General features: G+C 65.6%; 20 protein-coding genes. 4 read left to right on the forward strand and 16 right to left on the reverse strand.

What is annotated here, in order from left to right; translation table 11 throughout:
* From QW868_RS15260 to QW868_RS15270, 3 genes are all read right to left on the reverse strand, one after another.
* Nucleotides 1–1,473, reverse strand: coding sequence for a cell wall hydrolase (locus QW868_RS15260; RefSeq protein ID WP_316230848.1), 1,473 nt, complete (start codon nt 1,471–1,473; stop codon nt 1–3).
* Nucleotides 1,474–1,912: 439 nt separating this feature from the next.
* On the reverse strand, nt 1,913–4,876 hold the full coding sequence (ppdK, locus tag QW868_RS15265) for a pyruvate, phosphate dikinase (protein ID WP_316230849.1): 2,964 nt from the start codon (nt 4,874–4,876) through the stop codon (nt 1,913–1,915).
* Nucleotides 4,877–4,983: 107 nt separating this feature from the next.
* On the reverse strand, nt 4,984–5,139 hold the full coding sequence (locus QW868_RS15270; RefSeq protein WP_012042558.1) for a DUF3096 domain-containing protein: 156 nt from the start codon (nt 5,137–5,139) through the stop codon (nt 4,984–4,986).
* 250 nt (nt 5,140–5,389) lie between these two features.
* Here QW868_RS15270 and QW868_RS15275 point away from each other — a divergent pair, with 250 nt between their 5' ends.
* Nucleotides 5,390–5,743 (forward strand): DUF1236 domain-containing protein, encoded by a 354-nt coding sequence (locus QW868_RS15275; RefSeq protein ID WP_316230850.1) that lies wholly within the window; start codon nt 5,390–5,392, stop codon nt 5,741–5,743.
* A 259-nt stretch (nt 5,744–6,002) separates the two neighbouring features.
* On the opposite strand, the gene glyS is transcribed toward QW868_RS15275, so the two are convergent.
* From glyS to QW868_RS15305, 6 genes are all read right to left on the reverse strand, one after another.
* Entirely contained in the window at nt 6,003–8,291 is a 2,289-nt protein-coding gene (gene glyS, locus QW868_RS15280) for a glycine--tRNA ligase subunit beta (protein ID WP_316230851.1), read from the reverse strand.
* A gap of 353 nt (nt 8,292–8,644) precedes the next feature.
* Nucleotides 8,645–9,583 (reverse strand): glycine--tRNA ligase subunit alpha, encoded by a 939-nt coding sequence (locus tag QW868_RS15285; protein ID WP_315782159.1) that lies wholly within the window; start codon nt 9,581–9,583, stop codon nt 8,645–8,647.
* A gap of 134 nt (nt 9,584–9,717) precedes the next feature.
* Nucleotides 9,718–9,909 (reverse strand): hypothetical protein, encoded by a 192-nt coding sequence (locus QW868_RS15290; protein WP_315739963.1) that lies wholly within the window; start codon nt 9,907–9,909, stop codon nt 9,718–9,720.
* A 107-nt stretch (nt 9,910–10,016) separates the two neighbouring features.
* On the reverse strand, nt 10,017–10,919 hold the full coding sequence (locus QW868_RS15295) for a S49 family peptidase (RefSeq protein ID WP_315813705.1): 903 nt from the start codon (nt 10,917–10,919) through the stop codon (nt 10,017–10,019).
* Nucleotides 10,920–11,161: 242 nt separating this feature from the next.
* Entirely contained in the window at nt 11,162–11,926 is a 765-nt protein-coding gene (locus tag QW868_RS15300) for a tRNA1(Val) (adenine(37)-N6)-methyltransferase (RefSeq protein WP_316230852.1), read from the reverse strand.
* A complete protein-coding gene (locus QW868_RS15305; protein WP_315739960.1) occupies nt 11,919–12,146 on the reverse strand; it encodes a DUF2007 domain-containing protein in 228 nt (75 codons plus the stop codon). Before QW868_RS15305 ends, QW868_RS15300 begins: the two co-directional genes overlap by 8 nt.
* A 135-nt stretch (nt 12,147–12,281) precedes the next feature.
* On the opposite strand from QW868_RS15305, the gene QW868_RS15310 reads away from it, so the two are divergent.
* Nucleotides 12,282–13,292 (forward strand): polyprenyl synthetase family protein, encoded by a 1,011-nt coding sequence (locus QW868_RS15310; RefSeq protein WP_315739959.1) that lies wholly within the window; start codon nt 12,282–12,284, stop codon nt 13,290–13,292.
* 305 nt (nt 13,293–13,597) lie between these two features.
* Here the strand turns inward: QW868_RS15310 and QW868_RS15315 are convergent, their stop codons facing one another.
* The 3 genes from QW868_RS15315 to QW868_RS15325 form a co-directional block, all read right to left on the reverse strand.
* Nucleotides 13,598–14,500 carry a 4-(cytidine 5'-diphospho)-2-C-methyl-D-erythritol kinase gene (locus tag QW868_RS15315; protein ID WP_316230853.1) on the reverse strand — a complete coding sequence of 301 codons (903 nt, stop codon included), beginning with the start codon at nt 14,498–14,500 and terminating at the stop codon, nt 13,598–13,600.
* 169 nt (nt 14,501–14,669) lie between these two features.
* Nucleotides 14,670–16,466: a tetratricopeptide repeat protein gene (locus QW868_RS15320; RefSeq protein ID WP_316230854.1), complete on the reverse strand. Its 1,797-nt coding sequence runs from the start codon at nt 16,464–16,466 to the stop codon at nt 14,670–14,672.
* A gap of 241 nt (nt 16,467–16,707) precedes the next feature.
* Nucleotides 16,708–18,366, reverse strand: a complete 1,659-nt coding sequence (locus tag QW868_RS15325) for an electron transfer flavoprotein-ubiquinone oxidoreductase (protein ID WP_316230855.1) — start codon at nt 18,364–18,366, stop codon at nt 16,708–16,710.
* Nucleotides 18,367–18,669: 303 nt separating this feature from the next.
* Here QW868_RS15325 and QW868_RS15330 point away from each other — a divergent pair, with 303 nt between their 5' ends.
* Nucleotides 18,670–19,491, forward strand: coding sequence for a uracil-DNA glycosylase (locus QW868_RS15330; RefSeq protein ID WP_315782146.1), 822 nt, complete (start codon nt 18,670–18,672; stop codon nt 19,489–19,491).
* A 123-nt stretch (nt 19,492–19,614) separates the two neighbouring features.
* Here the strand turns inward: QW868_RS15330 and QW868_RS15335 are convergent, their stop codons facing one another.
* The 4 genes from QW868_RS15335 to QW868_RS15350 form a co-directional block, all read right to left on the reverse strand.
* Nucleotides 19,615–21,123, reverse strand: a complete 1,509-nt coding sequence (locus QW868_RS15335; protein ID WP_316230856.1) for a glycosyltransferase family 39 protein — start codon at nt 21,121–21,123, stop codon at nt 19,615–19,617.
* A gap of 209 nt (nt 21,124–21,332) precedes the next feature.
* On the reverse strand, nt 21,333–22,187 hold the full coding sequence (locus QW868_RS15340) for a ribonuclease HII (protein WP_315757058.1): 855 nt from the start codon (nt 22,185–22,187) through the stop codon (nt 21,333–21,335).
* Between the two features lie 75 nt (nt 22,188–22,262).
* Nucleotides 22,263–22,712 (reverse strand): VOC family protein, encoded by a 450-nt coding sequence (locus QW868_RS15345; protein WP_315796861.1) that lies wholly within the window; start codon nt 22,710–22,712, stop codon nt 22,263–22,265.
* A 30-nt stretch (nt 22,713–22,742) separates the two neighbouring features.
* Nucleotides 22,743–23,921: a PA0069 family radical SAM protein gene (locus QW868_RS15350; protein WP_316230857.1), complete on the reverse strand. Its 1,179-nt coding sequence runs from the start codon at nt 23,919–23,921 to the stop codon at nt 22,743–22,745.
* A gap of 190 nt (nt 23,922–24,111) precedes the next feature.
* Between QW868_RS15350 and QW868_RS15355 the strand changes: the two genes are divergently transcribed.
* Nucleotides 24,112–26,529: a phosphoketolase family protein gene (locus QW868_RS15355; RefSeq protein WP_316230858.1), complete on the forward strand. Its 2,418-nt coding sequence runs from the start codon at nt 24,112–24,114 to the stop codon at nt 26,527–26,529.
* The last annotated feature ends 170 nt before the right edge of the window (nt 26,530–26,699 follow it).

Consider the following 26,699-nt stretch of genomic DNA (forward strand, 5'->3'; position numbering starts at 1 on the left):
TTAGCGCCGCATCCAGTTCGGATTGCTCTCGGCCTCGCTCTTGGCGGCCTCGGTGAGCTCGGCCGAAATGGCCGCGGTCTGCTGCGGCGTGCCCCAGCTCGGCGCGTCGCTGCCGTCGCCCCATTTCTTCGGCCGGTAGAAGGTGTGAACGCCGAACTTGTACATGCGCTTCATCTCGGCGACCCAGGACGGCCGCACCCAATAGGCATGATAGTGGGTCGACTTGCCCACCTCCGGCAGCCAGATCAGCCCGTCCAGCATGGCCTTCGCGATCTTCTTGGCGCGATCCCACATCTCGGGCTCGCGGATCACATCCGGATTGTTGTCGCAGGCGAAGGTGAACTGGCAGGCGAAGTGGCGGTATTTGTTCTGGTAGACGACGCCGCACACCGTCGTCGGATAATAGCCGGAGAACGCCCGGTTCAGCACGACCTGCGCCACGGCCATCTGGCCGCGCACCGCCTCGCCGCGGGATTCGAAATAGATCGCTTCGGCAAGGCACTTCTCGGACTTGAAGCGCGCCTTCTCGTCCGTGAGGCTCAACCGTTCGGCCGGAGTCCTGTCGCGCTGATTGTCGGTGTTGACCTCGCCTTTCGGCGCGATGCTCTCGCCGGCCTTGGCGGCATCGTCGGCCGGATGTGACAGCACCGCCATCGGCTTGAGGTCCGGATCCGGCATCACGATCAGCGGCGCCTCGCCCGGCAGCCATGTCTCCATGGTTCCGGCGGCAACGCCCAACGACGACGTGCCGAAATAGAGATTGGACGTCTTGATGTTGAGGCCGTCATAGCTGACGGCGCCATCTGCCAGAATTTGGTCGGCTGCAGGCTTCAGCTCGCCCGATGGCTGGATCTCGGACTTCGCCGCGTCGTACTGCACGAGCGGCGGCGCGCTCAGCGCCTCCTGCAATTCGGGATCGAGTGCAGAACGCTGCGGGAGTGGCGCCTGCGCCGGCGCTTCCGTCGTCTTGGCGCCGAACACCGAGGAATTCGAATCCGGTTGCGTCGATGGCGTGGGTGCGGGCTCGGAGGGCGCAGGCTCGACGGGCGCGGCCGATTCGGTCGGCTGCGCCGACGGCGTCGGGGGGCGCACGACGAGACGATCGCCCTTCAGCGTGCGATCGACCTTGGGGAAGTCGGAGGCCTGATAGCGTGGCGGAACCTGCAGCGCCGGATTGCGCGGCGTCGATCCGGTGATGTCGAGATCGCGCCCATCGAGGCTTGCGAGGCGGATGCTCACCGCCTGCGGCGCCGAGGTTCCGATCGGACGACCGAAACTATAGGTGGCGAGCTGAATGGAGGCCGCAGCCGAGAACACACGCTTCTGCCAGCGTTCGGCGACGCCCGGCTGGCGGGCGAGCAGAGAAGCGATGTCTTGATACCCGGTCTCTGTCGGCATCAGAGCGAAGACGCAGAGACCGAGTCCGAAGGACGCAAATCGCGCGCCCTTCGGATCGGGACGCAGAACTAACATCGATACGCTCAACGCAACGCTTACTGGATCGACCGAACAACAGTGCTTCCGTGCAATTCGATCTTCTCTCTTCGTATCGGGTTTAGGTTGCCGAGGAGTTAATCCGCGTTGCAATTGTGAAACAGGCAAGCGGGGAAGTTGCAGAGCGCCGAGCGATCGATATGTGTGGTAAACAGCGCACCGACGAGAACGGTGAACATTCAGTCAACAGATGCGGTGAATGAAAATCATCTGCACATCATGAGGCGGAGTGTTCCATCGGAACTGCGACGTTCGCTCTCTCCACTCGTCATTCCGGAGCGTCCCCGGAATGACGGCGGTGGTGGAGAAGAAGTGCACCTTGCGTCACGTGCGCGCCCCATCGCGACGAACCCTCACCAATGAAAAAGGCCGGCAACATGTGCCGGCCTTCATCAGGATTAGATCGATCGCAGCAGGATCAGGCCTGGCTCGCGATCTCCTTGCCGAGCGCGGATTGCGCAGCGGCGAGGCGCGCGATCGGCACGCGGTAGGGCGAGCACGACACGTAGTTCATGCCGACCTTGTGGCAGAACGCGACCGAGGCCGGATCGCCGCCATGCTCGCCGCAGATGCCGACCTTGAGGTTGGGTCGCGTGGCGCGGCCGCGCTCGACGCCGATCTTGACCAGCTCGCCGACGCCCTCGCGGTCGATCGAGATGAACGGATCGATCTCGAGGATGCCCTTGGCGACGTAGGCGCCGAGGAAGCTGCCGGCGTCGTCGCGGCTGATACCGTAGGTCGTCTGCGTCAGGTCGTTGGTGCCGAACGAGAAGAACTCGGCGGCCTCCGCGATCTGGCCGGCCATCAGCGCTGCGCGCGGTAGCTCGATCATGGTGCCGACCTGGTACTCCAGCTTGGCGCCGGTCTCGCGGATCACGGCCTGCGCCATCGCGTCGATGCGCGCCTTGACCAGGTCGAACTCCGCCTTGGTGGCGATCAGCGGCACCATGACCTCGAGGCCGACGGCCTCGCCGGTGCGCTTCTCGGCCTCGACCGCCGCCTCGAAGATCGCGCGCGCCTGCATCTCGGCGATCTCCGGATAGGCGATGGCGAGACGACAGCCGCGGAAGCCGAGCATCGGGTTGAACTCCGACAGCTCGCGGGCGCGGTCGGCCAGGCGCCGCGGATCGGTGTTCATCGCGCGGGCGACTTCCTCGACCTCGGCCTGGGTGTGCGGCAGGAACTCGTGCAGCGGCGGATCGAGCAGGCGGATCGTGACCGGCAGGCCCTTCATGATCTCGAACAGCTCGACGAAGTCTGCGCGCTGCATCGGCAGCAGCTTGGCGAGCGCGGCGCGACGCTCCTGCTCATCCTCGGAGAGAATCATCTCGCGCACCGTGCGGATGCGCGTCTCCTCGAAGAACATGTGCTCGGTGCGGCACAGGCCGATGCCCTCGGCGCCGAACTTGATCGCGGTGCGCGCATCCTCCGGCGTATCGGCATTGACGCGCACGCCGGTCTCACGCACGGCATCCGCCCAGCCCATCAGGGTGCCGAACTCGCCGGACAACTCCGGCTCGATCATCGGCATGCGGCCGGCCAGCACCTGGCCAACGGAGCCGTCGATGGTGATGACGTCGCCGGTCTTGAAGGTGCGGGAGCCGATGCTCATCGTGCCGCGGCCGTAGTCGACGCGGATGGTGCCGCAGCCGGACACGCAGGGCTTGCCCATGCCGCGCGCGACGACGGCGGCGTGCGAGGTCATGCCGCCGCGGGTGGTGAGGATGCCCTCGGCGGCGTGCATGCCGTGGATGTCCTCCGGCGAGGTCTCGATGCGGACCAGGATCACCTTGCGACCGTCGGCCTGCAGCTTGGTGGCCTCGTCCGAGGAGAACACGATCTCGCCGGATGCAGCGCCCGGCGAGGCCGGCAGGCCGGTGGCGACCACGTCGCGCTTGGCGGAGGGATCGATGGTCGGATGCAGGAGCTGATCGAGCGAGGCCGGATCGACGCGGAGCACGGCGTCACTCTGCGAGATCAGGCCCTCATTTGCGAGCTCGACCGCGATGCGCAGCGCCGCCTTGGCGGTGCGCTTGCCGCTGCGGGTCTGCAGCATCCACAGCTTGCCGCGCTCGACCGTGAACTCCATGTCCTGCATGTCACGGTAGTGCTTCTCGAGCAGCGTGTAGATGCGGGTCAGCTCGTGGAAGGCGTCGGGCATCGCGACTTCCATCGACGGCCGGTCCGAGCCGGACTCCCGACGCGCGTCCTCGGTGATGTCCTGCGGGGTGCGGATGCCGGCGACGACGTCCTCGCCCTGCGCGTTGATCAGGAACTCGCCGTAGAGCTTGCTCTCGCCGGTCGAGGGATTGCGCGTGAAGGCGACGCCGGTGGCCGAGGTGTCGCCCATGTTGCCGAACACCATGGCCTGGACGTTGACGGCGGTGCCCCAGGATTCCGGAATGTCGTGCAGCTTGCGATAGGTCACCGCGCGCGTGTTCATCCAGGATGAGAAGACGGCGCCGATCGCGCCCCACAACTGGTCGTGCGGGTCCTGCGGGAAGTCCTTGCCGGTCTCGTGCGCGACCGCGTCCTTGTATTTGCCGACCAGCATCTCCCAGTCCTCGGAGCTCAGGTCGGTGTCGAGCTGATAGCCCTGGGTGTCCTTGAAGCTGTCGAGGATGTCCTCGAAATGATGGTGCTCGAAGCCGAGCACGACATCCGAATACATCGTGATGAAGCGGCGATAGCTGTCGAAGGCGAAGCGGCGGTCGCCGGACAGCGAGGCCAGCGCTTCCACCGTCTGGTCGTTGAGACCGAGATTGAGCACGGTGTCCATCATGCCCGGCATCGAGGCGCGGGCGCCGGAGCGCACCGAAACGAGCAGCGGGTTCTCCGGATCGCCGAACTTCTTGCCGGTCAATTTGCCGATGTAGTCGAGCGCCTTGTCGACCTGCGACTGCAGCTCCTTCGGATAGGTCTTGTCGTTGGCGTAGAAGTAGGTGCAGACTGAGGTCGGAATGGTGAAGCCCGGAGGCACCGGCAGGCCGAGATTGGCCATCTCGGCCAGATTGGCGCCCTTGCCGCCGAGCAGGTCGCGCAGGCCGGCTTTGCCTTCGGCCTTACCGTCACCGAAGGTGTAGACCCACTTGTTCGGCTTGATCGCGGTGACCGCGCTCTTGGCCGGGGCCTTCGCAGCCGACGCCTTCACAGCCTTGGCGACCGGCTTGGCAGCCGTCTTGGCCGGCTTCTTCGGAGCGGTTTTCACTGGCGCTTTCGGTGCAGACCTGGCCGCGACCTTGGCCGGAGCCTTGGCGACGGGCTTCGACGCCGTCTTGAGCGCCTTGCGCGGTGGAGCGAGTGCTGCGGTCTTGGCCTTGCCCGGCTTGGAAGGCTTTGATTTCGCTGTAACTTTCTTAGACTTCGCTACCGCTTTGGCCATGAGGTGCTTCGATCCGCAAATGGGAGGAGAAATCGCGCGCCTTACACCACTTTGGGCGCCGCGGCGCAAGCTCGGGGGTTCCCGACCTTGGGACTAGAACCTGGGGACTAGAAGTGCAGCCACTTCAGCAGGCCCATGCCGATCAGGCCATTCAGGATGAGGAAGATCGCGACGATCAGGTTCAGCAGGCGCGGCATGATCAGGATCAGGACGCCGGCGATCACGGACATGATCGGCGAGATATGGGCAACGGTCAGGGTCATCGGTGAACTCTGAATGATTGAAGGACGAGGCTGGGGCGATTCGATTTGGCCGGACTTTATCCTGGCCCATCGTGGCGGAATAGGAGACGCACGGCACGAGTTCCGGTTCCCCCACCGCTGAATCTGCCGCAAAAATGCCGCCGGTTCCACGTCGCCCTGCGCGGAACGATGACCTGTTGCCGGCATTGGGAAGCAGGTGCCGGCACGCGCCGGTCTCTCTCAGCGATCAACAGCTCAGGAGTCCCGTCCCATGCGAACCCATCTCACCCTTGCTGCCCTCGTGGCCGCACTCGTGATTCCGGCGGCCGCACAGGCGCAATCCTACACGACGGGCGTCGGGCGCAGCGTCGTGGTCGAGGAGGACGCTCCAGTGATCACGGTCGAGCGACGGCCGGAGTTTCGCGAATATGTCGTGCGCGAGCGTGTTCCCAACTATGTGATCCCCGATCGCGTCGTTGTTGGCACCCTGCTGCCAGAGTCCGGTGTTACATATTACGACGTTCCGCAGCGCTTCGGTGCGACACGTTATCGCTACACCGTGGTCAACGGCGAAACTGTCTTGGTCGAACCGCGATCGCGGCGGATCATTCAGGTCGTTGAATAGTTATAGAGCTGCATTTGGTCGCCAACGCCCCCGCAAGCGGCCAGATGTAAAAGGCCCTGCCCGGTTCCCCCCGCCGGGTAGGGCTAATTTTTATTGGCGCGTAACTTGTAGGATGGGCAAAGCGGCCGCCGAAGGCGGCAGCGTGCCCACCATTCGGCAGCAACTCCGCTGCGAGACGGTGGGCACGGCGCCATTGCGATCGCGGGACGTGGGGATAGCACGGCAGCGCCTTTGCCCACCCTACGTTGCGATAGGGCGATCAGCCCTCGATTTTTGAGAAGTCGGCCACCGCACGCGTCGCGCTGCGGATCTCGTTCAAGAGCTTCAGCCGGTTCTCGCGGATCTTGGCGTCGTCATCGTTGACCTTCACCTTGTCGAAGAACGCATCGACCGCCGGCCGCAGCTTCGCCATCGCGTGCATCGCGGCGGCAAAGTCCTCCTTGGCGACGGCAGCGCCGGCGTCCGCCGCGACCTCGCCGATCGCCTTCGCCAGCGCCTTCTCCTCATCGAGCTTGTAGAGTGCAGCATCCGGCGTGCCGTCGAACTTGCGCTTGTCCTTCTTCTCCTCGATCGAAAGGATGTTGGACGCACGCTTGGTGCCGGCGAGCAGGTTCTTGCCGTCGTCGGTGTCGAGGAATTTTCCGAGCGCCTCGACGCGGCGGACGACCATCAGCAGGTCATCCTGACCGCCGAGCGCGAACACGGCGTCGACGAGATCATGCCGCGCGCCCTGCTCGCGGAGCTGGACCTTGAGACGGTCGGCGAAGAAGGAGAGGAGATTAGACGATCGCTCGTCTACTTCCTTGCGTATCAGCTCGGCCTTCTTCTCATCTCCACCTTGGGCTTCTTGAAGATACGGATCCCAATGGCGAAGAGATTGAATGCGCTTCTCCAGGACATTATCCAGTCCGGGCTCGACAGCCTCTAGCAAGCCGACTTGCTCTGCCACACTCATTACTCGTTCGATGTCGGCAGTTCTCCCTTCGATAGACTGGCTCAGCGAAGCCATCGTATTCAACAGTCTCAGAACGATTCCAAACGGAAATCTAAGTTCGTTTTCCAAAATCAGCCTGATCACGCCCAGCGCCGCGCGGCGCAGAGCATACGGGTCTTTCGATCCCGTCGGCTTCTCGTCAATCGCCCAGAATCCAACCAGCGTGTCGAGCTTGTCCGCGAGCGCCACCGCAACCGAAACAGGATCAGTCGGCACACGATCGGCAGGCCCCTGCGGCTTGTAGTGCTCCTCGCAAGCGGCGGCGACGGACGGGTCCTCACCTTGAGCGAGCGCATAGTACTTGCCCATCAGACCCTGTACTTCTGGGAACTCGCCAACGACTTCTGTCAAGAGATCGGCTTTTGCAAGCCTTGCGGCCCGTTTCGTCTTTTCGACGTCGGCGCGCACCAACTTGGCAAGCACCGCCGCCACATTCTCTATCCGCGCAATGCGCTCTGCCTGGGTGCCGAGCTTCTCGTGGAACACGATCTGCTCGAACTTCGGCAGCCGGTCCTCGAGCCTCGTCTTCAGATCCGTCTCATAGAAGAACTTCGCGTCCGACAGCCGGGCGCGGATGACGCGCTCGTTGCCGGCAATGATCGTCTTGCCGCCGTCGGTGGCCTCGATGTTCGCGGTCAGGATGAACTTTGGCGCCAGCCCGCCGGTCTTGGGGTCGCGCACCACGAAGCATTTCTGGTTGTTGCGGATGGTGGCGCGGATCACCTCGCCGGGGACCTTGAGGTACTCCGGATCGAACGAGCCCATCAGCACGACCGGCCATTCGACCAGGCCCGCGACCTCGTCGAGCAGCACGGGGTCCTCGACCAGCTCATAGCCTTGCGCAAAAGCGAGCTGCTTGGCGTCGGTAACGATGGTGTCCTTGCGGCGGTCAGGATCGAGCACGACCTTGGCGTCGAGCAGCTTGGCCTCATAGTCCTCGAAGCGCCGCACCGAGATTGGCGCGGGCGCCATGAAGCGATGGCCGTAGGTGGTCTGTCCCGCCTCGATGCCGTCGACGGCGAAGCCGATGACGTCCGGCTCCTCGGTCTCCAGGCCGAACGTGGCGGTGATCGCGTGCAGCGGCCGCACCCAGTTCAACGCGCCCGGTCGCTCCGAGCGCTTGCCCCAGCGCATCGATTTCGGCCAGGGGAACGTTCTGATGATCACCGGCAGCATCTCGGCGAGCACGTCGAGCGTGGCGCGGCCGGGCTTCTCGATCAGCGCGACGTAGAAATCGCCCTTCTTCGGATCGCGCTGGATCGTGGCCTCCTCGATCGAGGACAGGCCGGTCGCCTTGAGGAAGCCTTGGATCGCGGCATCGGCGCCGCCGACGCGCGGGCCCTTGCGCTCCTCCTTCAGGTCCGCCTGCCGCGCCGGGATGCCGTGCACGGTCAGCGCCAGCCGCCGCGGCGTCGCGAACGCCTTGGCGCCCTCATAGACGAGACCCTCGGCGACCAGCTTGTCGGTGACCATGCGGCGCAGATCCTCGGCCGCCTTGGCCTGCATGCGCGCAGGAATTTCTTCGGAGAACAGTTCGAGAAGGAGGTCGGGCATATTTAGAACTCGTTCGCAGGGCTGGCGGTGCTGCACTCCCCTCCCCCTTGCGGGGAGGGGTTGGGGGTGGGGGTCAGCGCGCGCTGAAGGTCGTGGGGAGCATCGTTGGCACAGCCGAGATCATCATTGTCGGCAAACGACCATGTGCGACCACGTACAAGGCCGTGGAGACCCATCAGGCATCTCGCCTGGGGACCCCCACCCCCGCCCCCTCCCCGCAAGGGGGAGGGGAGCAGAGGCACCGCGTGTGTTGCGAGGTTGAGCTGCAAGACAAATCTCGATGCGAATGAGGAATTATTTTCCCGAGCGCCCCTCCCGCTCCAGGAATGATGAAGCGTCCGAGCCGCGAAGCTCTAACCAGCCCCCGCCCCGCCCGCCTCCGTATGCAGCCAGGCTTCGCCGCAGGCTTTGGCGAGCTCGCGGACGCGCAGGATGTAGCTCTGGCGCTCGGTGACGGAGATCACGCCGCGCGCATCGAGCAGGTTGAACACGTGGCTCGCCTTGATGCACTGGTCGTAGGCCGGCAGCGCCATCAGGTGCTCCCGACGATTGCCCTCGCGCCAGCCGGCATCGAGATATTTGCGGCAGGCGCCCTCGGCCATCTTGAACTGCTCGAACAGCATGTCGGTGTCGGCATGCTCGAAATTGTGCCGGGAATATTCCCGCTCGGCCTGCAGGAAGACGTCGCCATAGGTCACCTTGGCGTCGCCGTCGCGGCCGTTGAAGTTGAGGTCGTAGACGCGGTCGACGCCCTGCACGTACATCGCCAGGCGCTCGAGGCCATAGGTGAGCTCGCCCGCGACCGGCGCGCATTCGAAGCCCGCGACCTGCTGGAAATAGGTAAACTGCGACACCTCCATGCCGTCGCACCAGCACTCCCAGCCGAGACCCCAGGCGCCGAGCGTCGGGCTCTCCCAGTCGTCCTCGACGAAGCGGATGTCGTGCACGGCGGCATCGATGCCGATGGCGCCGAGCGACTTCAGGTACAGCTCCTGAAGGTTCGGCGGCGACGGCTTCATGATCACCTGGAACTGGTAGTAGTGCTGCATCCGGTTTGGATTCTCGCCGTAGCGGCCGTCCTTCGGCCGCCGCGACGGCTGCACATAGGCGGCATTCCACGACTTCGGCCCAAGCGCGCGCAGGGTCGTCGCCGGATGGAAGGTGCCTGCCCCCATCTCCATGTCGTAGGGCTGCAGGATCACGCAGCCCTGCTCGGCCCAGAACCGCTGCAGGGCCAGGATGAAGCCCTGGAACGAACGTTCGGGGCGCATGTGCAGAGGTAGCGAGTCCATCGTCGGTATCGGTCTTTCGCAGGCGTCGGAAAAGCGCGCGGACCGTATCGGCGGGGACATCAGGAATCAAGGCAATAGGGTCTCCGTCTCCGAACGGCGGCGACGTGCCGTCGTTCGAAGATCAGCGGCTCGCGTCAGCCCGGCCGGTAGGCGCCCGTGACGGGATCGCGGCGCAGAGTCTTGATCTCGGCTGTCTGCGCGGCCTCGGCGACGCGCGACAGTCGCGCCTCTTCGAGCTCCCGGTTGATCTTCTGAGCGGCCTTGTAGGCCCAGCGAACCACGGCAAGCCCGCCCAGCATACCCGCGAAAGCAACGAACGGCGGCATTGGTCGATCCTCGTTCATGAACAGAGCCACCCCGATTCCCATTGTCGCCGATCCCGGTTCCCCCCGCAATCAGGATTGCGAGGGGCGAAATGGCGCGGCCTCCAGCTCTAGAACCCGAAACGGGCCCAGATCGCCCGGGTTTCGGCCGCCGAGATCAGCTCCTCGGCCAGCCCCGTCCAGCCGAATCCCAGGCTGCCGGCGCCCGCGGCGCGGCGGCCGAGCAGACCCGACAACAGGCCGGCCGCCGGCGCCACGACAGGCGTTGCGACCTTGTCGCCGAAGCGGGTGCGCAGCACCGCGCGCAGGTCGCCGATGGCGTCCGCCAGCCCCAGCGTGACGGCGCTGTCGCCGGCCCAGTACTCGCCGGTGAACAACACATCGTCGGCGCCCTTCAGCCGGGTCGCGCGGCTTTCCTTGACCAGCGAGATGAACAGCGCGTGGATCTCGCGCTGGATCTTCTTCAGCCGCGCCACGTCGTCGGGATTCTCCGGCAGGAACGGATCGAGCATCGCCTTGTGCTCGCCGGCCGTATACAGCCGGCGCTCGATTCCGATCTTCTTGATCAGGTCCTGCAGCCCGAACGAGCCGCCGACCACGCCGATCGAGCCGAGGATCGAGGAGGGATCGCAAAAGATCTCATCGCCGGCGCAGGCGATCATGTAGCCGCCGGAGGCCGCGACGTCCTCAACGAACACGAGCACCGGCAGCTTCTTCTCCGCCGCGAGCTGGCGAATGCGCAAGTAGATCTGGCGCGACTGCACCGGCGAGCCGCCGGGCGAATTGATCACCAGCGCCACGGCCTTGGCGTTGCGCATGGAGAAGGCGCGCTCCAGCACCTTGGCGACGCCCGCAAGCGTCAGCCCCGGCCGCAGCGGCGTCACTGCGCCGATCACGCCGGACAGGCGGACGACCGGCACCACCGGTACGCCGCGCAGCCGCGCCGGAAGCAGCGCCTTCAGGCGATCGAAGAGCCCGGCTGCATCGCTGGGTTGTGTCAAGTTGTCCACCATCCTGTTACCTCGGATTAACCACTTTTTATCGCGCCGCTGCCATTCAAAGGGCTGGAACGAGCCTTGCAATCTCCTGGGCAATCGCACGGCGAGCCAAGGTGCAGAGTGCGGCGGAGGAATACATGAAGGTCTACCTGTTGATGCTGCTGATCGGTACTCTGTTGACTGCGATCCGTTTCACGACGGTAACCGAACGCCAGTCAGAAGCTCAGACGCAATAACGTCCGACCTCGATCAACCGTTCAGGGGGTGCCCAAAGCCAGCGCCCCCTGCCCCGACAGCACACGCACGGCCTCGTCATTCGGCACGCCTGCCGCCTCATTCAGCACCACTCCGGCGAGAATCTGGGTCGGCGCCCGCCCTCCCTTAACGGCCCTGACCAGGATGCGGATCGCCGGCTTGCCCGCTTGGCCGTGAACCGGTTGAACGGCAAGACTGCCGAAGCCGCGCGCCAGCGCCGCGACAACCTCGCTCAAACCATCGGCCCGCCAGATCAAGGTCAGCACGCCACCGGATTTCAGCATCCGCCGCGCGGCATGCGTCCAGATCTCCAACGTCGTCGCCATTGCCATGTGCGCGGTCGCGCGCGCGGCGTCGGGCGAGGCGCGGTGGCGCGCGGCATCGTGGAATGGCGGATTCATCAGCACGACGTCGACACTGTCGGGCCCGAGCCCTGCGGCAGTGAAAGCGGCCGCAGCCGCGGCGACGTCCAGCACCACGACCTCCGCCGGCAAGGCATTGGCGCGTGCGTTGTCGCGCGCGAGGCACGCCAGATCCGGCTCGCGCTCGACCAGCGTCAAGCTGAGACCGCCGACGCGCCGGGCCAAGGCCAGCCCGGCCGTCCCCACGCCGGCACCGAGATCGGCCACGCGATCGCCCGAACGCGCGGCCGTCGCCGCCGCCAGCAGGATTGCATCGTGGCCGGCGCGATGGCCCGTCGTGGGCTGCCGCAGCCGCAATTGGCCGCCGAGCACGGCGTCCTCGGAAATGTCGACAGCGTCACTCATCAGGGCGCAGTTCATGCGCCAGACCGGCATCGGTGAGAAGCCGCCGGGCCTGGAGATTGTCGTCCTCATGCACGAGGATCCTGCGCGGCAGGATGCCGAGCGAGCCTTCGATGACGCTCATGTTCTGATCGAGCACGAGGTGATGGATGTCGGCGCCGTCGAGCAGCGCCCCTATCGCCGAAACCAGCACGATATCATTGGTCCGAACCAATTCCTTCAATCGTTATGTCTCCATGCGGGCTTGGGTCAAGAAGGGTTGGGCAAGAAGGCTCGGGTCAAGGTTCCGTGTCTGCCCTTGCCGCCTGCGGCCGCAGTTTCTATTGTCGTTTCGAGCATAGCAAAATCGGAGACCAGAGTGGCGGTTATCGTACCTTTCGAGAGTCCATCGGGAGCCTCCATCGATGGGCTGGTCGCGCTGGTCGCAGCCGACATGGAACGGGTCAACGCTACGATTTTGTCGCGCACCGGCTCGGACGTCACGATGATCCCGGAGGTCGCAAACCACCTGATCTCCTCCGGCGGCAAGCGGCTGCGGCCGATGCTGACGCTGGCGATGGCTCATCTCACCGACTACACCGGCGATGGTCACGTCAAGCTCGCCGCGGCCGTCGAGTTCATGCATACGGCGACGCTGCTCCATGACGACGTGGTTGACGAGAGCGAAATGCGCCGCGGCAAATTGTCGGCGCGCATGCTGTGGGGCAACGAGGCCAGCGTGCTGGTCGGCGACTTCCTGCTCGGCCAGGCGTTCCGCATGATGGTCGAGGTCGGCTCGCTACGCGCGCTCGACATTCTCTCGGCCGCCGCAGCCACGATTGCCGAAGGCGAGGTGATGCAGCTTGCCGCCGCCAAGAACACCGCAACCACCGAGGACGAATATCTCGCCGTGATCCGCGGCAAGACGGCGGAACTGTTCGCTGCCGCCTGTGAGGTCGGCCCGGTGCTCGCCGACCGTCCCAAGGCCGAGCAGGCCGCATCCCGGTCTTTCGGCATGAATCTCGGCATCGCCTTCCAGCTCGTCGACGACGTGCTCGACTATGGCGGCAAGGCCGCCAAGCTCGGCAAGAATGTCGGCGACGATTTCCGCGAGGGCAAGATCACGCTGCCGGTGGTGCTGGCGTTCCGCCGCGGCAGCGACAGCGAGCGTGCCTTCTGGATCAAGGCGCTGGAGCGCGGCGAGATCAGCGATCACGATCTCGACCATGCGATCGGGCTGATGAACAAGCACCGTGCCCTGGAGGACACGATCAGCCGCGCGCATCACTACGGCGCCATGGCCGTCGACGCGCTGGCGCTGTTCCCGGCGTCACCGATGAAGGCGGCGCTGGAGCAGGTGGTGGCGTTCTGCCTGGCGCGGTCGCATTAGTTCGTCCGTCTGCCGAGAGACCGTCACCCAAGCAAGTTCTGTAGGGTGGGCAAAGGCGCCCTGCCCAGCTGATGCGACAATCACGCTGCAATGGCGCCGTGCCCACCATCGGGCGTCGTGCCCCGCGGTGAGACGGCGGGCACGGCGCCACCACGACCTTGTGCCGGGCTGCAGCCAGGCTGCGCCTTTGCCCACCCTACGAATCATCAGCGCGCCGGCATCGCGAGGAGCGTAGCGACGACGCGATCCAGGGCCGCAGCAAAGAGTCTCGATGCTTCGCTCGCAATGAGGGCCGAGCCAGCAAACTAGCTCAGCGTCCCCGCATGCACCCACCATTCAGGGTGCGCGGCTGCGATCGCAGCGCCGGCCGACTTTGCATCCGCCTCGCTGCCATAGATCGCAAAGCATGTCGCGCCGGAGCCGGACATGCGCGCCAGCAGCACGCCTGAACTCGCGCGCAGCGCGTCGAGCACCGTGCCGATGATCGACTGCACCTTCAGGGCGGGCGGCTCCAGATCGTTCTTCACCTGATCGAGTGCAGCGACCCAGTCTCCGACCGACGCGCCGGCCTGCGGCCAGGACGGTGCCGTGAGGACATCGGTCACGCCGACCAGCAGGTCGCCCGGCTTGAGGCCGAGGGCCTGGAATACGTCCTTGGTCGCGACCGGCACCCGCGGATTGATCATCACGCAGGACAGGACGGGAAGCGCAAGCGGCTGCAGGTTCTCGCCGACACCGGTCATGGTGCAGGCGCGCGAGGGCACGCAAACCGGCACGTCGGCGCCAGTCTTCAAGGCAACCGCAGTGAGGCGCGGGTCGTCCAGCGACAGGCCGTTCAGCTTCGCCAGCAACCGCAGCGCCGCTGCGGCATCGGCCGAGCCGCCGCCGATGCCGGCGGCGACCGGCAGCACCTTCTCCAGCGTGAACGCGCCGAGCTTCAGGCCGGGAACGGCCTCCGCCAGCAGCCGCGCCGCCTTCAGCACCAGATTGTCCGTGGTCTCGCCACAGGCCTCTGCCAGAGGTCCGGTCGTGGTCAGCGTCAGCTCCGCCCCCGGCACCAGCGCGAGCTGGTCCGCGCAATCCGCAAAGGCGACGACGCTTTCGAGATCATGATAGCCGTCGACCCGGCGGCCGACGACCCGCAGGGTCAGATTGACCTTGGCGCGCCCCTGCTCCTGCAGCGCGTCGGTGACCGTGGACGCCAACATCGGCGCAATGCTCCCAGCATGTTCGGTGGTGGAGCTCAGATGCCAACTCGCCGCGGTCCGAGGCCGAAGCGAACGTGGCCGGCAACCGCCACACCCTTCATCAAAATCATCCGGGCTCCCCGGCAAGCCGAGGAGCCCGTGATGGCTCTCACATCGTGATCAGGACGAACTAGCCGCCCTTGCCGTCGTCCTTCTTGGCGTCGGACGGCGTATCCTTGGTGTCGTTGCTGGCCGCAGCGGGCGCCGGATCATCAGTCAGGCCGTTCTGGATCTTGGCCTCGATCTTCGGCAGCTCCTCGGCCTCGGGCTTCAGGTCGCGGGCATGGGCCCACTGGAATTTGGCTTCCAGCTTGCGGCCGATGCGCCAATAGGCGTCGCCGAGATGGTCGTTGATGGTCGGATCCTCGGGCTTGAGGTCGATCGCGCGCTCGAGATTCTTGACCGCCTCCTCGAAATTGCCGATGCGGTAATAGGCCCAGCCGAGCGAGTCGACGATGTAGCCATCGTCCGGCCGCTGCTCGACGGCACGCTTGATCATCTTCATGCCTTCGTCGAGATTGATGCCCTGGTCGATCCAGGAATAGCCGAGATAGTTCAGCACATGCGGCTGGTCGGGCTGCAGCTCGAGGGCCTTGCGCATATCGGCCTCAGCCTTCGGCCACTGCTTGGAGCGCTCCAGGCAGATGCCGCGGTAGTAGTAATAGACGCTGTTGGCCTTTTCATTGTTCACCGGCAGCGAATCGACGCCGAGCGAATAGGTCTTGGCGCAATCGGCGAACTTCTTGCGGCCGCGCTCGATGTTGCCGAGCGCCATGATCGCCTCGAGATCCTTCGGATCCTGCGCAATGACGTCCTTGAGGATCTTGATCGCCTCGTCGCTGCGGTCGGCGCTGTCGAGATCGGTGGCGAGCTGGATCTGCGCATTGCGCTTCAACGGCGAGCTCGCCGGCACCCGCTCATAGACCTTGATCGCCATCTGCGGCTTCTTCACGGTCTCGTAGAGATCGGCGAGCGACAGCAGCGCCAGCGGATGATTCGGCTGCAGATGCAGCGCGAGCTGCAGATAGACCAGCGCCAGATCCTCGCCGCCGCGGCGGCTCAAAGTGGCGCCGATGCCGTACAGCGCCTCGGCGGCGCCGGCCTGCGCCGAATCGGCCAGCGACGGCAGCTTCTTGCCGGCCTTGGTCTCGCGCAGGCCCTCCTGCACCAGCGGATGGCGCGCGAGCTTCTTGTCGAAGGCTTCATAGATCGCGGTCGCGGCGGCCGCATCCTTGTTGCGCGACAGCCAATGCGCATAGGCCTCGGTGATGCGCAGCATCGAATCGTCGAGCTTGTAGGCGCGCTCGAACCGCGTGCCGGCGTCCTTCTCCTTGCCGGCCAGCTCCAGGATCATGCCGGCATGGAGGTCCTTGAACAGCGGATACCATTCGGGACCAGTCAGCTTGTCGATATTGGCGACGGCGGTCTTCGAATCGCCCGCACCGGCCGCGGCCCACGCCGACAGCAAGGTGGCGACGAGATCGGTGATCGGCCCGCGCACCGACTGGTTGATGTTGGTCTGGGCGGCTGTGTATTTCTTCTGCTTGATGTCCTGCACGCCGACAACGAGGCGCGCGATGCGGTTCGCCTTGTCGATCGTGAGCACGCGCTCGGCCAGCTTCACGGCCTCGTCGATGTCGCCATCGGCGACCGAGGAGATGAAGGCGCGGTCGAGCAGCTCGTTGTTCTTCGGGTCGCTACGTAGCGCCGAGCGGTAGAACGCCGCCGCCGAGGCCGCGTCGCGCTCGACGCTGGCGTGGCGGGCCGCCAGATAGCTGCCCGAGGTGGTGAGCGACTTCAGATCGACGCTGGTCGGAAACTTCGCGGCGTTATCCGCAGGATGATCCGGCGTCTGGGCCAGGACGGCACCGGGGAGCAGCAAGGCAGAAACGGCAATTGCGGTCCAGCGATTGCGAATTGACAACATCACGGTGCGCTCTGGTTGTTGGAAATGACGGATCGGTACGGACACGACCCCGATCGGCAGCTCTTCAAGGCGCCGACAATGCCGCGTTTGGCGGCCAACCGCAAGGATTTGCAGGATATTCGGGTCAGCCGGGAGCCCCTTTGGCGAAGGTGACCTGCGTCAAACCGCGCCAGTATGGCCGTATCGTGGCCGGCTGCCCTCCCCGGAGCAGCCGACTCACGCGATCGTGCGTTATGCGAGGCTACATCGCCTCGTAGTTCGGCCCACCGCCTCCTTCCGGAGGAACCCAGGTGATGTTGCCGTTGGGATCCTTGACGTCGCAGGTCTTGCAGTGGACGCAGTTCTGCGCGTTGATCACAAAGCGCGGGGTGGCGCCCTCCTCGACCCATTCGTAGACGCCCGCAGGGCAATAGCGGTTGGATGGCCCGGCATAGACGTCGTGCTCGGAGCTCTTCTGCAGCGCCATGTCGGCGACCTTCAGATGCACCGGCTGGTCTTCCTCGTGATTGGTGTTGGACAGGAACACCGAAGACAACCGGTCGAAGGTCAGCTTGCCGTCCGGCTTCATCGCAGGCTTCGGCTGATGCGCCTTGGCCGGATCAAGCGTCGCGCGATCGGGCTTGACGTGCAACTGGGTGCCGAACAACGAGAAACCGAGCGTGTTGCACCACATGTCGAAGCCGCCGAGCGCGACGCCGAGCACCGTGCCGAACTTCGACCATAGCGGCTTGACGTTGCGGACCTTGAACAGATCCTCGCCGACTGGCGAGCCGCGCCAGGCGTTCTCGTAACTGACCAGCTCGTCATTGGCGCGGCCGGATGCGAGCGCGGCATTGACGTGCTCGGCCGCGAGCATCGCGCTGCCCATCGCGTTGTGCACGCCCTTGATGCGCGGCACGTTGACGAAGCCCGCGGCGCAGCCGATCAGCGCGCCGCCGGCGAACGACAGCCGCGGCACCGACTGATAGCCGCCTTCGGTGATGGCGCGTGCGCCGTAGGCCAAGCGCTTGCCGCCTTCGAACACGCCGCGGATCGACGGGTGCGTCTTGAAGCGCTGGAATTCCTCGAACGGCGACAGATAGGGATCGTCGTAGTTCAGGTGGACGACGAAACCGACTGCGACGAGATTGTCGTCGTAGTGATACAGGAACGAGCCGCCGCCGGTCTTCATGTCGAGCGGCCAGCCGAAGGAATGCTGGATCAGCCCCTTCTGGTGCTTGGCGGGATCGATCTGCCAGACCTCCTTGAGGCCGATGCCGAATTTCGCCGGCTCGCTCTTGGCGTCCAATGCGAATTTCGCGATCAGCTGCTTGGACAGGCTGCCGCGCGCGCCTTCCGCGAACAGCGTGTACTTGCCGAGCAGCTCCATGCCGCGCGTAAACGAGGATTTCGGCTTGCCGTCCTTGCCGATGCCCATGTCGCCGGTGGCGATGCCGCGCACCGCGCCCTGCTCGTCATAGAGCACCTCGGTGGCCGCGAAGCCCGGATAGATCTCGACGCCGAGCGCCTCGGCCTTGCGCGACAGCCAACGGCAGACATTGCCGAGCGAACCGATGTAGCAGTGATGGTTGTCCATCAGCGGCGGCATCGCGAAGCCCGGCAGCGAGATCGCGCTGCTCTCGGTCATCCAGAAGAACTTGTCGACCTCGACCTGGGTCTTCAGCGGGCAATCGTCGTCCGAGCGCCAGTCGGGGATGAGCTTGTCGAGCGCCGCCGGATCGATCACCGCACCGGACAGAATATGCGCGCCGACCTCGGAGCCCTTCTCGACCACGACGATGTTGAGGTCGGCATTGAGCTGCTTCAGCCGGATCGCGGCGGACAGGCCCGAGGGGCCGGCGCCGACGATGACGACGTCGAACTCCATGGATTCGCGCGGAGGTAATTCTTCGGTGCTCATCTCTCTCGATCTCAGGCCCGGCCGGTGCAGGGGACCCGACCTCTGCCGCCCCCTGGCGCGTGCAAAGGTCAAACCCGGAGCTGCAATGGCAACAATGACTTAACTAGGGTTCCTGAAGGCGTTGACCGTTCGCTGAAGACTGGTCCGGAGGGGGAGCGACGGCTGGCGCCGGAACACTAGGGCGTTCCGTCCCTTTTTGGGTTATTCCAAACTCTTGTTTCCGATTTTTCGGGGCAGGACAACCACCGAAATGCATTCCGCCATGCGCCGAGGCAGCGTACACTGCCGCGGCGATCGATCATGATGACCCCCGAGCCCCTCCCCGACGTCCGGCAACTGCTCGCCTTCTATCTGGAGGCCGGGGTCGATTGCGCCTTGGCCGACGAGCCGATCAACCGGCTGGTCGAGCCCGAGGCGGTTTCGTTCCCCGCCGCGACTCCCGTCGCCCGTCAGGCGCCGGCGCAGCCCGGCCGGCCGGCCGCGCCGGCGATCATTCCGCCGCGCGGAGAACCGCCGCCTCCGCCGGAAGCGGCCGTCGCCTCGGCCCGCGAGGCGGCGCGGACGGCGCCGACGCTGGAGGCGCTGCGCGAGCTCCTGGAGACTTTCGACGGCTGCGCGCTGAAGCAGACGGCGTCGCGGCTGGTGTTCGCCGACGGCAATCCGCAGGCGCGCATCATGCTGGTCGGCGAGGCGCCCGGCCGCGACGAGGACATCGAGGGCCTGCCATTCGTCGGCCGCTCCGGCAAGCTGCTCGACCGCATGATCGGCGCGATCGGGCTCGACCGCAGCAAGGTCTACATCGCCAACGTCATTCCCTGGCGCCCGCCCGGCAACCGTACGCCAACGCCGCAGGAGACGCAGATCTGCCTGCCATTCATTCGCCGCCAGATCGAGCTGGTCGATCCCGATGTGCTGGTGACGCTCGGCAATCCCTCGACCCAGTCGCTGCTCGGTACGACCGAGGGCATCATGCGCGTGCGCGGCAAATGGCGCGACTACGACACCGGCAAGCGGACGATCCGCGCGATCGCGACCTTCCATCCGGCCTATCTGTTGCGCTCGCCGTCCTACAAGCGGCTGTCCTGGCAGGATCTGCGCGCAATCGCGACGGTGATAGCGGTCTGAGGACCCAATTCGCTTCCGTCATTGCGAGCGCAGCGGCGCAGCGAAGCAATCCAGAGTCACGCGCGCAGCCCTGGATTGCTTCGTCGCTTTCGCTCCTCGCAATGACGGCTCGCATGGAAAGCGCTAAGGCCCCCTCGGCCGTACGATGGCCCAGCCGGTGCGCAGCACCGGCTGGCGGCCGTTGATCAGCCAGTCGAAGCTGCGCGGCACCTCCGGCACCAGCCCGGGAAAGCGCTGGGCGATGTCAGGCGGTGGGGTGCCGACCGTGTCGGAGGCGCGCCACACCACGACCCCGCCGCTCTCCGCGAATTTCGCCGGCGTGACCCAGGGCGTCCGCTGCGGGGTGGCATCGAGGAACAGATGCGCGCGGCGGCGACCGAGCGCGACCAGGCTAGCGAGTTGCGGATCGCCGGCGACCGCCTGCAGCCGCTGGTTGGTACGGCGCTCAAAACTCTCGACGAAGAAGCGGGCGATGTCGCGGGCCGGCATCGACGTCGCGACCTCGCCCTCGCCGATCACGGGCTGAATCACGGCGCTGCCGGCAACGAAAACCGCGGGTGCAGCGACCGCAGCCGCCCACACCGTGCGCAACAGCCGCTGGCGGCGCAGATAGATCAGATCGCCGGACGCGACCACCAGCGCGAGGCCGACCATCGTCAAGGTGACGGCGACGCCGCCGAACACCGTGGGCAGACCGAACAGGCCGGAGATCAGGCTGCCCGCCAGGGTCGGTGCGATCGCGAAGCAATAGACGAAGTCGCGGGCGAGCGGCGGGACCGAACGGCGGTAGATGATCGGGGCGTCGGTCTCGCTGCGGCTGATCCAGCTGGCGTCGAGCAGCAACAGCAGCACCATGGCCGAGATCGCCAGCAGCGCCCCGCTAGCCAAGGCGAGCCAATGCCAGGCGCGCACCGAGAGCTCGGCGAGAACGGGCAGCGCCGGCAGTCCGACGCTGTCGGCGCGCAGTACGAAGATGAGGTAGGGCAGCGCCAGCGCCAGCACCACCAGCAGCGCGAACAGCGGATCGAACGAGCGCAGCACCCGGCGGCCCTGCGCGGTGGAGACCACGAAGCCGGCGATCAGCAGCAGGAGGCCCGCCGCGGCCGAGGTGGTCAGCAGCAGCAGGCCGGCCTCGATCGACCAGGCAAACCAGGCGTTGCGCCGGCCCTCGCCGAGAATCCGCCAGCTATGGAGCAGCAGCAGCGCCCAGAGCGGACGCGCCAGCACCTCCGGACCGAATTCCAGCGTGGGTGCACCGAACGCGGTGATGGTCATGGTCAGCAGCACGGCGAGCACCGCCTGCTGGCCGCCGACGATCGCCCCCGCCAGGAGATACATCACCCACAGACCCAGGGCCGAGCACAGCACGGCCAGCACGTAGACGCCGAACAGGTGGTTGCCGGCGAGGCGATAGGCGATGTCCGACAGCCAGAACGACAGTGGCGGGCCGAGATCGGTGCCGACCTGGTACTCGCGTCCGAACGCGATGGTGGTGGCAAGCTGGCCGGGTGGACTGCGATAGAACAGCATGGCCACGCCGAGCCACATCAGGGCCTGGCACAGCACCACGATGACGACGACCAGCCGCGGCCTTGCGCGGATCAGTTCGACAACCAGTGACGTGAAACGCATGAACGGCTGGATCGCTTGGCTGAATCGCTGAGGACGTCGAGGAGGCCGGCAGGACCGTCGCTCATCCGCAGCAGCCTCGCTGTCCGACGCCCGCAATCGATACCGCACGATCGGGGCGCACAACACCGCCCCTGCTGCGAGGGGTGACACTTCGTGCTGGCTGGCTGACCAAAACTATTAAGACCGCGGCGCCCGCGAGGCAACCTGCATCAGACCTCGAGCGAGATTTCGGTGGATGTCACCACGGTCACCTCCGCGAACAGATCCGGCTCCGGCACATCGGTCCACGGCTGATGCTTGCGCCGGGCGGCGACGACAGGCGCGAACAGGCTGCGATGATGCACCGAGGGGCCGAGCCGGTCCAACGCGGCGAGATGCTCCGGCACAGCATAGCCCTTGTGCTGCTCGAAGCCGTAACCCGGGCAATCCTGCGCCAGCGCGCACATCAGCCGGTCGCGCGTGACCTTGGCGACGATCGAGGCGGCCGCAATCGACATCACCAGACCATCGCCGCCAATCACCGCCTCGCAGCCGCAATCGACGTCGATGCGGTCGCGGCCGTCGACGAAGACGTGCTTCGGCGCCTCGGGCAGCGCCCTCACGGCGCGCGACAGCGCCCAGAGCGAGGCACGCAGGATGTTGTCGCGATCGATTCGCGCCGGCGATGCGACGGCCACCGCAAACGCCGACGTCTTGCAGATCTTGTCGAACAGCGCCTCGCGCTGCTCCGCGCTCAGGCGCTTGGAATCATCGAGACCCCTGGGGATGCGCGCAGGATCGAGAATCACGGCTGCAGCGACCACCGGACCGGCCAGCGGCCCCCGTCCCGCCTCGTCGCAGCCCGCGACCGGCCAGACGCCCTGCTTCAACAGCGCGCGCTCACGCCGGAAGCTCGGCGGCGCCACCGCGATGACGCCCTTGCCGAGCTTGGCGCCCGACTTGCCGGCAGCACCCGGGGCAGCAGGCTTGGTCGCGGCCTTTGCAGGGGCGCTCTTCGCCACGGCACGGCTCGCTGCTTTCGCCCTGCCCGGCTTCTTTGACTGATCGCGAATCATGGCCGCCATGGTGCGAAACGGCTAGCGGCAGCGCAACCCGAACGGGCCTCAATTCCCCGCTATTCGCCCCCCGCCGGCGACCGACTACGCCGGCAGATGCACTCGATCATCCTCGCCGACATCAATCCCCGGCGCGACCACCACTTCCCAGACATGACCGTCCGGATCGGAGAAATAGCCGCTGTAACCGCCATAGTCGGTCCGTTGCGCCGGTTTCAACAGCATCGCGCCTTTCTCCACCGCCGACGCGAGCGCCGCATCGACCTCAGCCTCCGAGCGGCAGTTCCATGCCAGCGTCACGCCTCGGAACGCCTGGGGGCGCGGTGCGTCTGGCACGCCCGCGTCATCGGCGAGCGCGCCCCACGGGTACAGCGCCAGCACCGTCCCGCCGGTCTCGAAGAATGCCACGGCCTCGCCGGTCGCGCGGAATTTTCGGACGAAGCCGAGCAATGTATAGAAGGCGATGCTCCGCCGCATCTCGGACACACCGAGTGTGATGACGGTGAACCGCGGAACGCTCGCTTGTGCGCTCATCACCTACTCTCCACTTACTCTCCGCACGCTTCAGAACAGGCTGAGCTGCTGGCCGCCGCCCTTCGGCCGCACGAAATGATCGGTCGTCAGCTTGGTCCGACGCTTGTTCAGCCCGAGCTTCTCGCAGGCGATCTCGAAGCGGCGGCCGATCATCCAGGCCATCGGGCCTGTCCCCTTCATTCGCGTGCCCCATTGCGAGTCGTAATCGCGGCCGCCGCGCATGTCGCGGATCAGGGTGAAGACGTGGCGGTAGCGGTCGGGATAATGCTCGAGTAGCCATTCCCGGAACAGGTCGCGCACCTCCAGCGGCAGCCGCAGCAGCACATAGGCCGCTTCCTTGACGCCGGCATGGGCAGCGGCATCGAGAATGCGCTCGATCTCGCTGTCGTTGAGCGCCGGGATCACCGGCGCCACCATCACCGTGGTCGGAATGCCGGCCTTGGACAGCGCCTGCAGCGCCTCCAGCCGCTTCGACGGCGTCGAGGCCCGCGGCTCCATCGTGCGCGCCAGCTTCGGATCCAGCGTGGTCACGGAGATCGCGACCTTCGCCAGGTTCTTCTTGGCCATCCGCGCCAGGATGTCGGCATCACGCATCACCAGCGCCGACTTCGTGACGATCCCGACGGGATGGCCAACCTTTTCCAGCACCTCGAGGATGCCGCGCATGATCTTCCGCTCGCGCTCGATCGGCTGATAGGGATCGGTGTTGGTGCCGATCGCGATCATCCGCGGCTCGTAGCCGCTGGCCGCCAGCTCCTTCTCCAGAAGCGCGGGCGCATCCGGCTTCACGAACAGCTTGGATTCGAAGTCGAGACCAGGCGACAGCCCGAGAAACGCATGGGTCGGCCGCGCGAAGCAGTAGACACAGCCGTGCTCGCAGCCCCGATACGGATTGATCGAGCGATCGAAACCGATGTCCGGCGAGTCGTTGCGGGTGATGACCTTGCGCGAGGTGTCGGTCGCGACCGTCGTCTTGAACGGCGGCAGCTCCTCGAGGCTCTGCCAGCCATCATCGAAGACAACGCGGGCCTCCGCCTCGTAGCGGCCGCTCGCGTTGGATTGGGCACCCCGGCCGCGGCGCCGGCCCCGTTCGATGGCGACCGCAAGTTCGGGAAAGTCCTTCCCAGGACCTGACGAAGGCGCGCCCGTCGGCTCGGAGGGCACCGGGACCGGCGGGCGCTTGAGGGCATGTGAAGATGCTCGGCTCATGGCCAAGACATAGCACGCAAACAGAACATTACAAGAACAAAATAGAACAAAAGCGCACGCATGCTCTGCACGGGCGCAAGGCCAGCCATCACATTCCCGTTCTATCCTGCAGGTGCGCTGGAACAGGACGGTGCGGCGTTACTCTCATACAGTATCCCGCAGGCGCGAAGCGGAAGGCAAGCGAGGTCCCATGCAGATCACTTCTCCCCAACAGACCACCCCGGCCGACGATCTTGACCTGCTCGATCGCTACTGGCGGGCGGCGAATTATCTCTCGGTGGGGCAGATCTATCTGCTGGACAATCCGCTGCTGCACGAGCCGCTGAAACCGGAGCACATCAAGCCGCGCCTGCTCGGCCACTGGGGGACGACGCCCGGCCTGAACTTCATCTATGCCCATCTCAACCGCGCCATCGAGGCGCAGGATCTCAGCGTCATCTACATCTGCGGCCCCGGCCATGGCGGTCCGGGCATGGTCGCCAACACCTATCTCGAAGGCACCTACAGCGAGATCTATCCGGAGATCACGCGCGATGCCGATGGCCTGCGCAAACTGTTCCGGCAGTTCTCCTTCCCCGGCGGCATCCCGAGCCATGCCGCGCCTGAAACGCCGGGCTCGATCCATGAAGGCGGTGAACTCGGCTACGCGCTGGTCCACGCCTATGGTGCGGCGTTCGACAATCCCGATTTGATCGTGGCTTGCGTGGTCGGCGACGGCGAGGCCGAGACCGGCCCTCTCGCCGCGTCCTGGCATTCGAACAAGTTCCTGAACCCGGCCCATGACGGCGCGGTGCTGCCGATCCTGCATCTCAACGGCTACAAGATCGCCAATCCCACCGTGCTCGGCCGCATGGGCGATGCCGAGATCAAATGCCTGTTTGAAGGTTACGGATACGAGCCGCTGTTCGTCGAAGGCGCGGAGCCGAAGGCGATGCATCGGCAGATGGCGGACGCGCTCGATGTTGCGCTCGCGAGCATCCGCTCCATCCAGCAGAATGCGCGTCAGCCGGATGCAACGATCCAACGGCCGCGCTGGCCGATGATCGTGTTGCGCAGCCCGAAGGGCTGGACCGGGCCGAAGGAGGTCGACGGCCTCAAGGTCGAAGGCTTCTGGCGCGCCCATCAGGTGCCGATTGCCAACCCCCGCAGCAAGCCGGAGCATCTCGCGCTGCTCGAAGCCTGGCTGAAGAGCTACGAGCCGGAGACGCTGTTCGACGCCCATGGCCGTCTCAGGCCGGAATTGCAGGCGCTGGCGCCGAAAGGGCAGCGACGCATGGGCGCCAATCCGCATGCCAATGGCGGTCTGCTCAAGCGCGAGCTCAAGCTGCCGGACTATCAAGCTTTCGCGATCGAGGTGTCCTCACCAGGCCAGACCATCGCTGAAGCGACGCGCGAGCTCGGCAAGTTCCTGCGCGACGTGATCACGCTGAATGCGAAGACCCGAAACTTCCGCATCATGGGTCCCGACGAAACGGCGTCGAACCGGCTCGATGCGGTGTTCGAGGTCACCGAGCGCGTGTGGATGGAGGGCATCGAGCCCTATGACATCCATCTGGCGCATGACGGCCGCGTCATGGAGGTGCTGAGCGAGCATCTCTGCCAGGGCTGGCTCGAAGGCTATCTGCTCACCGGCCGCCATGGCCTGTTCTCCTGCTACGAGGCCTTCATCCACATCATCGATTCGATGTTCAACCAGCATGCCAAATGGCTGAAGGTGTCACGCGAGCTGCCGTGGCGGCGCCCGATCGCGTCGCTGAACTATCTCTTGACCTCGCATGTCTGGCGGCAGGACCATAACGGCTTCAGCCATCAGGATCCCGGCTTCGTCGACCTCGTCGCCAACAAGAAGGCGGATATCGTCCGCATCTACTTCCCACCGGACGCCAACACGCTGTTGTGGATCGCCGACCATTGCCTGCGCACCTACGACCGCATCAACGTCATCGTCGCCGGCAAGCAGCCCGCGCCGCAATGGCTGTCGATGCAGGACGCCGCCACGCATTGCGACGCCGGCATCGGCATCTGGTCTTGGGCCGGCACCGAGCCCGCCGACGAAGAGCCCGACGTGGTGATGGCCTGCGCCGGAGACGTCCCGACCCTGGAGACGCTCGCAGCCGTCGACCTCCTGCGCAAGGAATTGCCCGACCTGAAGATCCGCGTCGTCAACGTCGTCGATCTCATGACCCTGCAGCCGAAGCAGGACCATCCGCATGGCCTCAGCGACCGCGACTTCGACAGCCTGTTCACCGCCAACAAGCCGGTGATCTTCGCCTATCACGGCTATCCGTATCTGATCCATCGCCTCACCTACAGCCGCACCAACCATGCCGGCATGCATGTGCGCGGCTTCATCGAGGAAGGCACCACGACGACGCCGTTCGACATGGTCGTGCTCAACGAGCTCGACCGTTTCCACCTCGCCATCGAGGCGATCGAGCGCGTGCCGGGCCTCAGCGTGTCGGCGGCCCACGTGAAGCAGAAATTTCGCGATGCGCTGATCGAGCATACCCGCTACATCCGGGCGCATGGCGAGGACATGCCGACGATCCGCAACTGGGTCTGGCCGAACAGCGCCGGCGGCACCACGCCGACACAGGCGGGCGACTGAACCAGCCAAGCGCGAGCTCCAGCAACGCGGCACCTTGAAATAGCAACCGTTCGGCGTTGCCCGAACGTGCGCGACCCGCTACGTGCTGCAAAATTCCGCAGCGCAGCGGGCTGATTTGGCTATGACAAGATGATAACAGTCATGCTGGAGGCGCGACAGATAACGATGCC

The organism is Bradyrhizobium sp. SZCCHNR1051 (genome assembly GCF_032489615.1).
Classification (GTDB): domain Bacteria; phylum Pseudomonadota; class Alphaproteobacteria; order Rhizobiales; family Xanthobacteraceae; genus Bradyrhizobium.